The sequence below is a fragment of the Type-A symbiont of Plautia stali genome, assembly GCF_059731155.1.
The window spans coordinates 3,452,683-3,465,870 of record NZ_AP035891.1; the positions used below are offsets into that span (position 1 = coordinate 3,452,683).

Sequence of the window (13,188 nt, forward strand, 5' to 3'; positions counted from 1 at the left end):
TAATCGCAGCGCCTTTTTTGACTAGTTTATCGTGCTGGCGCGGCGCTGCGAACAGCAGCAACAGCCGCTGGCGGTGATCCAGCTCGATATCGATCATTTTAAAAAGGTCAATGATAGCTGGGGCCACCACGCGGGCGATCAGGCGCTGATGCGCGTGGCCGGCGTCATCAAACATACGTTGCGCCCTTACGACGTGGCCGGCCGCATCGGCGGCGAGGAGTTTTGTATCGTGCTGCCGCACACCACGCGGGCTGACGCGCAGGGCGTGGCGGAGCGTATCCGCAGCCGGCTGGCGGCCAAAACCATTCTGGTCAACGCCAGCACCACCTTTAGCGTTACGTTGTCGGCAGGTGTCAGCTGCAGTACTGAGCAGGGCAGTTACCATGCAGAAAGCCTGCAGGCGGTAGCGGACCGCCGCCTGTATCTGGCGAAAAGCGGCGGTCGCAATCGGGTGTGCGCGGCCGGTTAGACTTTGCCCTCGTTATCCTCTTCTACCGCCTGGTAGATGCGCTGCAGGATATCGGGGAACGCCGACTGCACGCGGCTCCAGCTGGGGATAAACGGTTTTTCGTTCGGTCGCTCGATGAAAGACTGGCCGGCGTCGAGAATCGCCTAGGTGAACATCTCGACCGCTGCTTCTTCAATGTGCTGATCAAACTTCAGTCCGTTCATGGTGGCTTCGTGGTTGTAGATCTCCATCATGTCCAGCGCGTTGCGATAATAGGTAGCCTTCAGCACGCGAAACGAGTCGCTGGTGAGCGGCACGCCCATTGTCGCCAGCTTACGCAGCAGCGACTGCACGATATCGTTACTCATGCGTTTCAGGCCTCCGGTGCCGTCCTCTTCCGCCAGCGGCTGATGCTTATGGTCGTAGTTGTCCGCAATTTCCACCTGGCAGGTCTGCCGCGTGGTGTAATTGTGATAGATCTCTGACAGCACGCCAATCTCCAGTCCCCAGTCGCCAGGGATTTTGATGCCGTTCAGCACGTGGGTGCGCATGGCAAACTCGCCGGACAGCGGATAGCGGAAACTGGTGAGATAGTCGAGATACTCCGAATGGCCGTAGACTTTCTGCAGCGAGCGCAGCAACGGGCCCACCAGCAGACGCCCGACGCGGCCATTGAGCTTGCCGTCCGCAATGCGCGCATAGAAACCTTTACAGAATTCATACTGAAACGCCGGGTTGGCCAGCGGATAGAGCAGACGTGCCAGCATGCCGCGCTCATAGGTCACGATATCGCAGTCATGCAGCGCCACGCACTGCGAGCGGTCGGAGGCCAGCGTGTAGCCGGTGCAGAACCACACGTTGCGCCCCTTGCTTGGCTGGCTGGGCGACAGGCCCTCTTTATCCAGCTCGGCGTCCAGCGCTTTCAGCCGCGGGCCATCGTTCCACAAAATGCGGTGGCGCTGCGGCAGGCGCGAGAAAAATTCGCGCGCGAAGAGAAACTGATCGCGATCGGCACGATCGAGGCCAATCACAATCTCCTCCAGATAGGGCACTTTCGCCAGTTTATTGACGATATTATCCAGCGCCGGGCCTTCCAGCTCGGAAAACAGCGAGGGCAGAATCAGCCCCATTTTGCGCTTGCGTGCAAAGCGCACCATCTCTTTTTCCAGCGACTCCACGCTGCGGTGGGTGAGATTATGAAAGTTGGTAATTACGCCGTTCTGGTAAAATCACTCATCGTCTCATCCTTCTGGTCAGCTGCCGTCATTCAGGTTGGGCAAGAAAGTAATCCAGACCTTCGCGCCAGCCCTCAGGGCCAACGTGTGCGGTGTGGTAAACGTTGTGATGATCGCTGCGTTGCAGCACCACCGGGGTTTTACTGAAACCTTTAATCACCACGGCATAATCGACGCGCTCCAGCATCGGCGCATCGTTAGGGCCATCGCCCAGACCAATAGTGATGCGCTTCGTGCCTTCCTGCTGCTGCAACTGCTGCAATAACTGTTCCAGCGCCACGCCTTTACCGCTGCCCGCTGGCATCACGTGCCAGAAACGTCCGCCCTGCGTCAGGGCCAGCTGATGCTGCGCCAGCGCTGCACGGAAGGCGTCGAGTCGCGTTTCATCATCGCGCCACACTATGACTTCAGAAGCATCGCGCAGTCGGCTCTGGCTGGCTTCCGTCAGCGTCAGGCCGGTGAAACGGGCCACTTCTGCGTCGCTAAAGTCATGAAAGCCGGTGAAGCGAAAATCCGCCTGCAGGGTGCTGAGCGTGGCACAGAGCGCAAGATAATCGGCGCCGGGCTCTTCGGCGATATGCGCCTCCCCGCCAAAGGCGACGCGGGCGCCGTTTTCCGCAATAAAGGGCGCACCGGCAATGCCCAGCCGCTTCTGCAGCGGAATAATTTCGGCCGCGGTTTTACTCGAACAAGTCACCAGCGGAATCTGTTGCTGCTTAAGACGCGCCAGCCACTCGCTAGCGGCCTGCCAGTTATAGTCATGATGATCGAGCAGCGAACCATCGAGATCGGTCACGATCAGCAGGGAGGAATCTAACGGGATCATCAATACACTCCTTACGCCCAAAGGCATCCGTAAAGCGACGTGTAATCAGTATAATAGCGTAATCACGATCACACTTTTCCTTGCCGTCAGCGCGGCCACTATCCAGGATTATTCTTAAAACACAGCCGAAATACCGAAGCGGCTGCACGTTTTGTGCATGCAGAATTTCAGCCGTAGCGCGATGTTTTCGGTAACAGCAGTGCATGATTATGCAGACTTGTTCGAATTGCGTGCAGAATTGAGACTTGTCTTACTTCAGCTAAGGCGTACTCTGAAGCGGTGTTAAGATTTTCCTGGTGTAACGAATTTATTCTTTTTTCAACCCGGCCAGCGTGCCGGGTCTTTTTTTGAAATCGATTTCAGCGGTTCACTTCAGTGATGGTGAAATCACGAATATCAAGTTCAAACGCGTCGGCCAGTTCGGTGTAGGAGTCAAACGCTTCGCCATTCACCTTCACGCGGTGCGCATCTTCAGCCTGCATAAACTCCTGCACTTCGCCTGACGTTTTTTTCTGAATCGCTTCCAGCAGCGCGTCCACGTCGATGTTCACTTCGCGCTGCACGTTATCGCTGTACTCTTTTGCTGTAGCCATTACGGCCTCCCGGAGGCAAACGGATTCCTGACAAGTATAGACGGTGACACCGGGCGAGGGACGTGGACGGGAAACGGGCAAAAAAAGCCCGCGCTGCGCGGGCAAAAATCCTTGTTACTTTTAGGTTGACTGCCCCTTTGGGGTTGGTGCAGTGCTGACAAGTGTACGAGGGTGCCGCGTCAAAAGTCTTTCCGGGAAACGTTAAGAAAGTGAAAAGCCCGGCTTTGACACTTCTTTACCCGCTGCATCCCCCATTCTGGCATAAAGCAGCTATGCTTACAGCTGGTTGATTATTATGGTTATCAGGGAGTTAGTATGGATTTAATTCGGATCATTATTTCCATTCTGTTGCCACCGCTGGGCGTGTTTTTACAGGTCGGCTTTGGCGGCGCCTTCTGGCTCAACATTCTGCTGACGCTATGTGGTTACATCCCCGGCATCGTGCATGCGGTGTGGGTAATCGCCCGACGCTGATCGCGATCAGGCAGCGCTGACTATCTTCCGTTACACTATGCGCAGGACTGTTTCTGGAGAGAAATCAATGAAGGTCAATGACCGGGTAACGGTAAAAACCGACGGCGGCCCACGTCGCGTCGGTACTGTGCTGGCTGTGGAAGGCTTTAATGAGGGCACTATGTATCTGGTGGCGCTGGAGGATTATCCGCTGGGGATCTGGTTCTTTAATGAGAGCGATCACGCCGAAGGCGTGTTTGTCGAGCCGTATGCGGGGGAAGGGTAGTCTGGTTTTTTTCGCCTTGCCTTCATGTTGTTCTCACGTTGCCCTTACCCTAACCCTCTCCCGCATGCGGGAGAGGGAACCGTTTAGAGCCGGCGCTAAGTCGCTCAGTATTACACCATTCCAGAAGCGTTGAGTGAAAACCATACTCAACAGCCGCACGGACAGCCCCCTCTCCCGCAAGCGGGAGAGGGATGGGGTTAGGGAAAAATACCGCACCCCACCTCACTCCTCTTAAAACGTCTCCCAGTTATCATTGCCCGGTGCAGCCAGCGCCGGACGTGGAGCGAGCGCAGGGGCTTTCAGCGCTGGCTGTGGCGCAGCAGCGACCAACGAGGCTGGCGTATCATTCAGGCGGAACACTGCCACCGCCTGCGTCAGTTTACCTGCCTGATCTTCCAGCGAAGCCGCGGCTGAAGAGGCTTCCTCCACCAGCGAAGCGTTCTGCTGCGTCACGTTATCCATCTCGGTCACCGCTAGGCGACCTGCTGAATGCCACGGCTCTGCTCATCAGACGCCGCCGCAATCTCGGCCATAATGTCGGTAACGCGGCGCACCGCTTCGACAATCTCGCCCATGGTGCTGCCGGCTTCACCGACCTGATGCGAGCCGTTACTGATCAAATCCACCGACTCGGCAATCAGCGACTCAATCTCTTTCGCCGCCTGCGCACTGCGCTGCGCCAGATTGCGCACTTCACTGGCGACCACGGCGAAGCCACGGCCCTGTTCCCCGGCGCGCGCGGCTTCTACCGCAGCGTTCAGCGCCAGGATATTGGTCTGGAAGGCGATACTGTTAATGACGTTGGTAATCTCGGCGATTTTCTTCGAGCTGCCGGAGATGTTATTCATGGTTTTCACCACGCCGCTCACCAGTTCGCCGCCGCTGCGCGCTTTGCCTGACGCATCGGCGGCCAGCTGGCTGGCGTGATGGGCGTTTTTGGCGTTCTGCTTCACCGTGGCGGTGAGCTGCTCCATGCTGGCAGCAGTCTGCTCCAGCGCAGAAGCCTGCTGCTCGGTGCGTGATGACAGATCGGTGTTACCCGCGGAGATCTCGCTGGAGCCCTGATAAATCGCCACCGCGCCTTCACGGACTGTGCCGACGGTGCGCACCAGGGACGCCTGCATCAGCTGTAGGTTGTGCAGCAGGCTGCCAATTCCGTTGCGACCGTAGGCCTGCTCGGGGGCGGTGAGATCGCCCTGCGCGATGCGCTCAATGCGACCAACCGACAGGCGCAGCGGATTGATCACCACACGGCGCAGGAATACGAAGGTGAGCAGCACTAGCACCAGCAGCAACGCGGCAGCAAAAGCCGCAGCCATCGCGATAAAACCGACGCGCGACTGATGCGCCGCTTCGGCGTTAATCGCTTCGGCGCGTTCGGTGCGGCTCTTAATCGCCTTCAGCAGCACAGCATTATAAGCATCATCCAGCTTGCGGGTGACATCGGTCTCCTGCGCGACAATCCCCTCAAAGCTGCCCTGTTTCGCCGACTCAATCATCGGCTTCAGGCCTTTATCAATATAGGCGTTGAAACTGGTGGTGAGCGGACCGTCGAGCGCCAGGTCAGCCGGCGTCTTCATTTTGCGATCCATATAAATTTTGAAGCCCTCGCGCGCCTGTTTAATGCGCGTTTCGGTGCGCGCCAGATCGGCACGATAGCCATCCATTTCACCGATGCGCGCCGCCGCGCACGACTGCAGCACGTTCAGGCGTGCGGTACGCAGATGGTTTTAGCTGTTAGAAATGCCCATGCGCACCTGAATCTCATCGGTGGCGTCATTGAGGGAATTATTGCTCTGAATCAGAAAGTAGCTGGCGAGTCCAATGCACAGGGCAAAAAGCAGCAGAATGCCACCAAAGATCATGCTGAACAGAGGCATCAGGCGTAGGTTTTGCCAGATGCTGAGCTTATGTTGCTCATCTATAGATGCTGTTTTCATTTCCTTGCTCTCATAGTGGTAGGGGTTCTGAAAACAAGCATCGGCAGCAGGGGATAAAGGCTTAGCGGGGAAATGGGATCGCGCTCGCAAAACGCATAAAAACAATCAAAGCCAGTCGCAGGGACTGGCCTTAACCACAAAACGTATTATCGTTGGGTGAAATTATCGCACGTTGACATAAATGCCCGAGGTAACATTATCAGTCAGGCGCACCACATGATAAATAACCTGTTTATTATGCGTTTTAATTTTGCCTTATATGTAACGAAACAGTTTTCGCTTTGATTTGCATCTTATCCGAAATCTGAATGGTGTCATGACCTGACATCCACATCTTCAGCATATTCGATTCAGTCTGGCTCAATGTTAGTGGATGAATATCCAGCCCGGCAGAAATGCGCGGTGACGCATTGAGTTTCTTTTGCAGGTCGGTGCCCAGCAGGGAGTCCAGTGTCGATGTTTTTATCTATTTTGACTTAATAATCAGGTTATTACGAACGTAGAGGTATTCCTCTAAATGGATATTCGAGATCGCCATAAAAATAAAGAATAGCGTATCCGGATGCTGCATGATAATAGAACGAATACGATCGCTGGAATTGGATTCATGAATAAAGCATTCTTCGTTAATAAATACTATGCCCGGCTTTAATTGCTCACACCGTTGTTGCAATTGTTCGATGTCAGACACGGAAGTAATATTTTTCTTTTTGACTCCTTTTGCCGACATATAGTCTGACAAACCCAAGCGTGTGTAGTTACATAAATCCATAATAATCGTTGGCATTATAGCGACCCTCACCAATTTGTTATCCTTTTAATCAACGATGAATACGCGTTTGCGGTACGAGAGAGATTTCCAAAGACACTTTTTTATTCTGCTCGGCAGACTGGCGTAATGCATTCCTGCGCCATCTTGACTCGTCCCTGACCCGTTCTGCGAAGTTTATTGTGTTACTTCCACGTCACTCTTGTCCCCGCGATAGTGGGAATCGCCGGGAATTTGGTTTATGTGTTTCTTTCGCTCTGTTTTGAGAGCCCTGTCACTATCGCGCAAGTCACAGACAAATCTGATAGGACAATTCTTAAAAACATTTGAATCGCGAAAGTGTGACGTTTCAGCGAGTGTTGACAATGCCGGAAAAAAAGGATTTAGACAAGAAAAATCGCTGTAATATTTTTTTTGTTTAAAAACAGCTCTTTGAGCATTTTATCAACCGATTCACCGGCTTAACCGGCTTAGGAATCGTCTGACTAAAATACGCGAAGCGCCGTTTAATAAGAATAATTTTCATTATAAATGCGCATTTATGAGAATATCCTCAGTTGATATTTTGAAAAATACGGTTCGAAAAATGCATAAAATGTTTTTGATTACTTAACTATCGTATAAGAAAGTTAACAGTATCGTTAATCAACGGGCAGGGGAAAGTTCTGATACAAACTGCGCGAGTAAATCAAAGACTTCACCGAACAGATGTTCACAGAAAGGTGCAAGCAACGGCATCATCATACCCAGACTCAGGATCCCCACCGTTAAGGTGATTGGGAAGCCGATGGCGAAAACCGACAGCTGAGGTGAAACGCGGTTTAACAAACCTAGTGCCAAGTTTAGCGTGAGGAGCAGAATTATTAAGGGTAGCGCTAACATCATGCCATTAAGGAAAATTAGGCTGGCAGCTTTGGTCAGCGCCATGAAGGCGTTGGCGTTGAGTGGCTGATCGTTAATCGGCAATGTGTGAAAACTGTCCACCAGTAATGAGATCAACCACAGGTGACCGTTGAAGGTCAGGAACAGCAGCATCGCCAGCATGTCGAGAAAACGGGCCAGTAGCGGCATGTTGATCCGGCTGTTCGGGTCGAGCAGGGTGGCAAAAGAGAGGCCCATCTGCAGACCAATCATCTCACCGACCAGCCGCATGGCAGAAAAGGCCAGCTGCATGGTCAGACCAATACCGACGCCAATCAGCAACTGCTGTACCAGCATCCAGAAACCGGCCGGGGTAAACAGCGTCACTTCGACCGGAGGCAGCAGCGGCATCAGAATCCAGGTTGTCACCACCGCCAGTCCAATTTTGACCCGTTTGGGAATCGAACGTTCATTCAGCAGCGGGGCGCTGGCAAATAGCGCCAGCAAACGCACCATCGGCCAGAAGAATTGCGCCACCCAGTGCACCAGCTGGCTGCTGTCGAGGGTGACCATTAGCCGATGATGTAAGGCAGGTTGCTGAACAGGGTACGGATGTAGTCCAGCATCAGGTTAAGCATCCACGGTCCGGCCACCACGGCGGTGGCCGCAACGGCAAGAATTTTCGGGATAAACGACAGCGTCTGTTCGTTAATCTGCGTTGCCGCCTGCAGGATACTGATCAGCAAACCGCTCACCATCGCCACCAGCAGCAGCGGAGCGGCCATCATCAGGGCGATACGCATCGCTTCCTGGCCCATTACCATTACCGATTCCGGTGTCATGTTGCGCTCCTGTCGAGAGAGAGGTGAGGGCGGAAAGCCACTCAGGAGTAAAAACTTTGTGCCAGCGAGCCCACCAGCAGCTGCCAGCCATCCACCAGCACGAACAGCATCAGCTTAAACGGCAGCGAAATGGTGGCTGGCGGCACCATCATCATCCCCAGCGCCATCAGTACGCTGGCGACCACCAGGTCGATGATCAGAAACGGAATAAAGACGGTGAAACCAATCTGGAAAGCGGTTTTCAGCTCGCTGGTGACATAGGCGGGCAGCAAAATACGCATCGGCACCGCTTCCGGCCCCTGAATCGGCGCGCTGTTGGCGAGACGGGCGAACAGGGCCAGGTCGGTTTCGCGCGTCTGGCGCAGCATGAACTCACGCAGCGGCTGGGCACCTTTGTCGATCGCCACGTCCATGCTGATTTTGTCCTGGCTGAACGGCAGATAGGCATCGGTGTAAATCTTGTCGAAGGTCGGCGCCATGATAAAGAAGTTCAGAAACAGCGCGAGACCCAGCATCACCTGATTCGGCGGCGCGGATGGCGTGCCCAGTGCGTTACGCAGCAGACCAAACACAATAATGATGCGGGTGAAACTGGTTATCATCAGCAACACCGCCGGAATAAAGGTCAGCGAGGTAATGAAGACCAGCGTTTGCACCGGCAGCGACCAGCTCTGGCCGCCATTGGCCAGCGGCTGGCTGATCAAACCCGGCAGCTGCGCATGGGCAGCCGGTGCCAGCAGCATCAGCAGCGGCAGAAGAGGGAGCAATCGACGCATCATTGGGGGTTTTCCGGGACGTTTAACCAGGTTCTGAAACAGCTGACGAAAATCCTGCGGCGCCGCGCTGACGGGCAGACACGCTTCCGGTGGCAGCGGCGACAGCGAGTGCAGATGAGTGATCTGCTGAGCGGTGACGCCCAGCACTAAACGCGCATCAGCGGTATCAACAATCACCACCCGCTTCTGACGGCCAACCTGCACGCTGGCGCTGACTTTCAGCGCCTGGCCGCTCACCGCTTTCGGCGCAAAGCCGAGGCGTTTCGCCAGCCAGCCGCAGGCCAGAATCAGCAGCACGATCACCGCCAGCACGCTGCTGACTTGCCCAACGACCGAACTGGTGGACACCACCGGCTGGGCGTGAGCGGGCTGAACGGTTTGCGCGTTTTTTAACATGATTAGCGGCTCAGACGACGCATACATTCGGACGGGGTAATAATGTCGGTGATGCGCACGCCATATTTGTCGTTCACTACCACCACTTCACCCTGCGCGATCAGATAGCCGTTGATCAGGATGTCCAGCGGCTCGCCGGCCGGGCCGTCAAGCGCCACCACCAAACCCTGCGTCAGGCGCAGCAGCTCTTTGATGGTCATCTTGGTACGGCCCAGTTCCACGGTCAGTTTGACCGGGATATCCATGATCAGATCGATGTCCTGCAGCGAGCCGCTGGCGGCGCTGGCCTCAAGCGACTTAAATACGTTATCGCCTGGCTTCGCCGCACTGCTGGTCGCCGCCTGCTCGTCCATCGCTTCAGCCCACAGATCGTCCGCAGAGATATCATCGGACGGTTTTTTGCTGTCACTCATTGGGCTGTTCCTCATTCAGCGAATTCAAAATCGGGTTAATCTGATGTTCTACACGCAGCGCATACTGGCCGTTGAGCGTGCCATACTGGCTCGTCAGTACCGGTACGCCGTCGACGTGGGCAATGATGCGGTCCGGCTTCTCAATGGGCAGGACGTCACCAAGTTTCAGTTGCAAAATACGTGACAGACGCAGCGACGTTTCAGCGAAGTGGGCAATCAGCTCCAGCTCCGAGTGCTGCACCTGTTTCACCAAATTGTCGCGCCAGTGGTTATCTTCCTGACGCGAGTTCTCCAGCGGTGGATTGACCAGCAGCTCACGCAGCGGCTCAATCATCGAAAACGGAATACAGATATTGAACTCACCCACCAGGTTGCCAATCTCCACCTGGAACGGCGTGTTGACCACGATATCGTTCGGCGAGGTGGTGATGTTGGTGAACTTCACCTGCATTTCCGAACGCACGTATTCCACTTCCAGCGGATAAATGGCTTTCCATGCGTCGCTGTAGCCTTCCAGCGCCAGCTTGAGCATGCGACGAATCACGCGCTGCTCGGTGTGGGTGAACTCACGGCCTTCCACTTTGGTCGGAAAACGACCGTCGCCGCCAAACAGGTTATCCACGGCGATAAACACCAGGCTCGGCGAGAACACCACCAGCGCAGTACCCCGCAGCGGCTGCAGGTGAATCAGGTTCAGGTTGGTTGGCACCGGCAGGTTGCGGGCAAACTCATGGTACGGCTGAATCTTGATTGCCCCAACGCTGATATCCGGGCTGCGGCGCAGCAGGTTGAACAGCGCCATACGGAAATGACGGGCAAAACGCTCATTGATGATCTCCAGCGCCTGCAGACGCTCGCGCACCACGCGACGCTGGGTATTGGGATCATAGGGGCGGATATCGCCATCGGCCCCTTTGGAACTGTTCTCTACTTCCGCACTGTCACTGTCGCCATTGAGCAGCGCGTCAATCTCAGCCTAGGAGAGAATGCTATCGCCCATTAAGTCACCTCAAAATGAAGGTGGTAAACAGCACGTCACTGACTACCTGCGCAGGTTGACCTTTTACCAGCGGTGGCGCCAGCACCTGTTTGATCTGTTCAACCAGGGCCTGTTTGCCTTGCTCGGTTGCCAGCGCGTTGGCGCTTTGACGTGAAAGCAGCAGCAGCAAACGGCTGCGCACCTCAGGCAGGTAGTCATTCAGCCGACGACGGGTATCCTCATCCGGCAGACGCAGGGTAAAGCCTACGTACAGCACGCGATCGGGATCGTTGTCGGGATTGACTAGGTTAACCGTAAACGTATCCATTGCAAAAAATACCGGGGCGGGCGGCGGCTCCACTTTGGCAGCCTCCGGCTTGTCACCCTCGTGTTTATTCATCATTCGCCAGACTGCATAGCCTGCCACGCTGCAAGCGGCCAGCGTTACAATCAGTAACACCGGAATTAGTAATGAACGTTTGCGGCCTTTAGCTTTCGCGTTATCAGACATGTTTGCAGTTACTTCCTGTGAATTATGTGCAAGCCTCTCGGCTTACCTGGACAGATTATCCCGCGTCTTAAGTCAAACAATGGGAAGAAAAGACGCGGGTTTTACGCTTACCTTCAGCGTTTAGTCGCTGTCAGGCAAAGATCTCGACAGCGCCGTTGCCGGTCGCGCGCGCCTGGAGGGCTGCCGGGACGGCAATAGGCGTTATCTCGTTGTCACTGTCCTGGGAAAGGGTAAAGCTGCCGTACTGGTCGTCGCGACGTCCTTCCTGCTGGCCCTGATAACTCTGGCCCTGTGCGAAGGCGTCGCTGTTGACATTACTCTGTCCCAGGTTAATACCGCTCTCCGCCAGCGCCGTACGCAGCTGTGGGAGCGCCGCTTCCAGCGCGGCCCTCACATGGCTGTGGCTGGAAACCATTGTTAACTGTGCCTGATCTTTATCCAGCGTCAGGCTGATCTGTATCGCGCCGAGGTCTTCCGGATGCAAACGTAATTCGGCATTCTGCTGGCCGTTACGGCTGAACATCACAATCTGCTGGCTCAGCGCCTGCTGCCACTCGTTGCTGCCCAGCTGCGCATTCAGAATCGGCGTGGAAGGCGCGCTGCTGGTGCTGGCCGTGGTGCTGACCAGCGGACTGGTACTGCTCAGCGGGATGCTGATGGCCGGCGCGCTGCTGTCATGGCTGCTGACCATCTCGCGCCGCTCTTCCGGTTTGCTCAGCGTGCTCAGCACCTGCTGAAAACTCTCATCCAGCGTCATACCGCTGTTGCTGGCCGGCGTGCCGCTGGCGGCAGTGCTCTGCATCGGGCTATGGCTGACACCGGTCAGGCTGGTCAGCGAATCGCTGCCTTTAGATTGCTGGCCATCCGGCTTCGCCTGTTCCTCTTTCAGCACGCTTTGCAGCGAACTGTTAAGTAACGCAGCGTTCAAGCTGGTGCGCGCCTCACCCCGGGTCTCCAGCGGGGTGCTGTTATCCGCTGGCTGGCTGCTGCGGTTTTCGACCACCGCAGGCAACATGGCAAACAGCGTCTGCACATTCTGTAAGTCGCTGGCAGTTAACGAACTTGCCGCGCGCTTGTCATTATCATCGGCTGATTTCAGTCCGGCTTTAGTGTTTTCCGGCTGTAAAAGTGCGTTTAACGCCTCTGGTTTGTCCAGTGCCTGCAACAGCGCGCTTAATGACGCTTTTGTGACGTTTTTCGCGTCAATTTCTGCAGCTAGATCAGCGGATTGCGCGCCATTCCCCTGCTGCTTAACCAGTGTCAGCAGGCGGTTGCCTAGCTCGGTAATAAATCCCTGCGGCAGGGTGTCAGCAGCGGACAGATTGTCCACTGCCGCTGAAGGTTGCGCTTTGCCGGTTTTAGCAAGCTGTGTCAGCAGTGTTGGCAGCGTGTTCATTCGCCTTTCCTCAATGCGGCCCGTTGGGCAAATTCATCCATCCGTTTCTGATCGAGACGGCTTTCCTGTCGTAATGCGTTCTCTTCCGCGCGGGTAATCAGCGTCTGATAGGCATTCAGCTTCTTATGCTTTTCACGCCAGTTGCTCAGCGCCTGTTCCAGCCGCTGGTTCCACTGATTAAGCTGCTGGCGATGCTGTTCGATGGCTTTTTCCAGCGTCTGAATAAACTGGTGATAATTGCTTCAGCGCGTGCTGGCGATGCCGCCGGACATATCCTGATTGAGCTTGTTACGGTACTCATCCTGGTAATCGAGCAGCATGCTGAGCTGCTGATCGGCCTGCTGCTGACCGCGACGCATGTCGCCGAGGTGGATCACCGCCTGTTCCAGATCCTGCTCCGCCAGGTCGCGCAGCGTATCAATCGCATTGGCTGTCTTCATCGCGTTACCTCAAGTCGGGCGGCG

At 55.4% G+C, this 13,188-nt stretch carries 12 protein-coding genes and 5 pseudogenes; 3 read left to right on the forward strand and 14 right to left on the reverse strand.

Going from position 1 to position 13,188, the window contains the following annotated elements; all coding sequences use genetic code 11:
* Positions 1 to 31: 31 nt before the first annotated feature.
* A complete protein-coding gene (locus AC6I8M_RS18420) occupies positions 32 to 469 on the forward strand; it encodes a diguanylate cyclase (RefSeq protein ID WP_010618655.1) in 438 nt (145 codons plus the stop codon).
* On the opposite strand, the pseudogene AC6I8M_RS18425 reads toward AC6I8M_RS18420, so the two are convergent.
* The 3 genes and pseudogenes from AC6I8M_RS18425 to yodD form a co-directional block, all read right to left on the reverse strand.
* Positions 466 to 1,659, reverse strand: a pseudogene (locus AC6I8M_RS18425) (glycosyltransferase family protein). The gene AC6I8M_RS18420 and the pseudogene AC6I8M_RS18425 sit on opposite strands and share 4 nt — an antisense overlap.
* A 52-nt stretch (positions 1,660 to 1,711) precedes the next feature.
* The gene (locus tag AC6I8M_RS18430) at positions 1,712 to 2,509 is read right to left on the reverse strand and encodes a mannosyl-3-phosphoglycerate phosphatase-related protein (RefSeq protein WP_010618653.1); all 798 of its coding nucleotides are present in this window, start codon (positions 2,507 to 2,509) and stop codon (positions 1,712 to 1,714) included.
* Positions 2,510 to 2,868: 359 nt separating this feature from the next.
* The gene (yodD, locus tag AC6I8M_RS18435) at positions 2,869 to 3,102 is read right to left on the reverse strand and encodes a YodD family peroxide/acid resistance protein (RefSeq protein WP_010618652.1); all 234 of its coding nucleotides are present in this window, start codon (positions 3,100 to 3,102) and stop codon (positions 2,869 to 2,871) included.
* 315 nt (positions 3,103 to 3,417) lie between these two features.
* On the opposite strand from yodD, the gene AC6I8M_RS18440 reads away from it, so the two are divergent.
* Positions 3,418 to 3,576 (forward strand): YqaE/Pmp3 family membrane protein, encoded by a 159-nt coding sequence (locus AC6I8M_RS18440; RefSeq protein WP_010618651.1) that lies wholly within the window; start codon positions 3,418 to 3,420, stop codon positions 3,574 to 3,576.
* A gap of 67 nt (positions 3,577 to 3,643) precedes the next feature.
* Positions 3,644 to 3,841, forward strand: a complete 198-nt coding sequence (dsrB, locus tag AC6I8M_RS18445; protein WP_010618650.1) for a protein DsrB — start codon at positions 3,644 to 3,646, stop codon at positions 3,839 to 3,841.
* 231 nt (positions 3,842 to 4,072) lie between these two features.
* Here dsrB and AC6I8M_RS18450 read toward each other — a convergent pair.
* From AC6I8M_RS18450 to fliJ, 11 genes and pseudogenes are all read right to left on the reverse strand, one after another.
* A pseudogene (locus AC6I8M_RS18450) lies at positions 4,073 to 5,781 on the reverse strand (methyl-accepting chemotaxis protein).
* Between the two features lie 162 nt (positions 5,782 to 5,943).
* A pseudogene (gene rcsA, locus AC6I8M_RS18455) lies at positions 5,944 to 6,568 on the reverse strand (transcriptional regulator RcsA).
* 627 nt (positions 6,569 to 7,195) lie between these two features.
* Positions 7,196 to 7,984 carry a flagellar biosynthetic protein FliR gene (fliR, locus tag AC6I8M_RS18460; RefSeq protein ID WP_010618648.1) on the reverse strand — a complete coding sequence of 263 codons (789 nt, stop codon included), beginning with the start codon at positions 7,982 to 7,984 and terminating at the stop codon, positions 7,196 to 7,198.
* Entirely contained in the window at positions 7,984 to 8,253 is a 270-nt protein-coding gene (gene fliQ / locus AC6I8M_RS18465; RefSeq protein WP_010618647.1) for a flagellar biosynthesis protein FliQ, read from the reverse strand. Before fliQ ends, fliR begins: the two co-directional genes overlap by 1 nt.
* Positions 8,254 to 8,294: 41 nt before the next feature.
* Positions 8,295 to 9,029: a flagellar type III secretion system pore protein FliP gene (gene fliP, locus AC6I8M_RS18470; protein WP_041387643.1), complete on the reverse strand. Its 735-nt coding sequence runs from the start codon at positions 9,027 to 9,029 to the stop codon at positions 8,295 to 8,297.
* A 36-nt stretch (positions 9,030 to 9,065) separates the two neighbouring features.
* Positions 9,066 to 9,452 (reverse strand): annotated as a pseudogene (gene fliO, locus AC6I8M_RS18475) (flagellar biosynthetic protein FliO); the annotation flags it as partial.
* Complete coding sequence (gene fliN, locus AC6I8M_RS18480) at positions 9,428 to 9,838, reverse strand: flagellar motor switch protein FliN (RefSeq protein WP_010618645.1); 411 nt, start codon at positions 9,836 to 9,838, stop codon at positions 9,428 to 9,430. The pseudogene fliO and the gene fliN, both read right to left, overlap by 25 nt.
* Positions 9,831 to 10,808, reverse strand: coding sequence for a flagellar motor switch protein FliM (gene fliM, locus AC6I8M_RS18485; protein WP_498013833.1), 978 nt, complete (start codon positions 10,806 to 10,808; stop codon positions 9,831 to 9,833). Before fliM ends, fliN begins: the two co-directional genes overlap by 8 nt.
* 34 nt (positions 10,809 to 10,842) lie before the next feature.
* A complete protein-coding gene (fliL, locus tag AC6I8M_RS18490) occupies positions 10,843 to 11,328 on the reverse strand; it encodes a flagellar basal body-associated protein FliL (protein WP_010618642.1) in 486 nt (161 codons plus the stop codon).
* 130 nt (positions 11,329 to 11,458) lie between these two features.
* Positions 11,459 to 12,724 carry a flagellar hook-length control protein FliK gene (locus AC6I8M_RS18495; RefSeq protein ID WP_010618641.1) on the reverse strand — a complete coding sequence of 422 codons (1,266 nt, stop codon included), beginning with the start codon at positions 12,722 to 12,724 and terminating at the stop codon, positions 11,459 to 11,461.
* Positions 12,721 to 13,164 (reverse strand): annotated as a pseudogene (gene fliJ, locus AC6I8M_RS18500) (flagellar export protein FliJ). Before fliJ ends, AC6I8M_RS18495 begins: the two are co-directional and overlap by 4 nt.
* Positions 13,165 to 13,188 lie beyond the last annotated feature (24 nt).

What these genes read in the sequence shown, in the direction of transcription:
- fliL (WP_010618642.1), bottom strand. Translation starts at nt 11,328, where the DNA reads ATGTCTGATAACGCGAAAGCTAAAGGCCGCAAACGTTCATTACTAATT.
- fliQ (WP_010618647.1), bottom strand. Translation starts at nt 8,253, where the DNA reads ATGACACCGGAATCGGTAATGGTAATGGGCCAGGAAGCGATGCGTATC.
- fliP (WP_041387643.1), bottom strand. Translation starts at nt 9,029, where the DNA reads ATGCGTCGATTGCTCCCTCTTCTGCCGCTGCTGATGCTGCTGGCACCG.
- AC6I8M_RS18495 (WP_010618641.1), bottom strand. Translation starts at nt 12,724, where the DNA reads ATGAACACGCTGCCAACACTGCTGACACAGCTTGCTAAAACCGGCAAA.
- dsrB (WP_010618650.1), top strand. Translation starts at nt 3,644, where the DNA reads ATGAAGGTCAATGACCGGGTAACGGTAAAAACCGACGGCGGCCCACGT.
- AC6I8M_RS18440 (WP_010618651.1), top strand. Translation starts at nt 3,418, where the DNA reads ATGGATTTAATTCGGATCATTATTTCCATTCTGTTGCCACCGCTGGGC.
- fliN (WP_010618645.1), bottom strand. Translation starts at nt 9,838, where the DNA reads ATGAGTGACAGCAAAAAACCGTCCGATGATATCTCTGCGGACGATCTG.
- AC6I8M_RS18430 (WP_010618653.1), bottom strand. Translation starts at nt 2,509, where the DNA reads ATGATCCCGTTAGATTCCTCCCTGCTGATCGTGACCGATCTCGATGGT.
- fliR (WP_010618648.1), bottom strand. Translation starts at nt 7,984, where the DNA reads ATGGTCACCCTCGACAGCAGCCAGCTGGTGCACTGGGTGGCGCAATTC.
- yodD (WP_010618652.1), bottom strand. Translation starts at nt 3,102, where the DNA reads ATGGCTACAGCAAAAGAGTACAGCGATAACGTGCAGCGCGAAGTGAAC.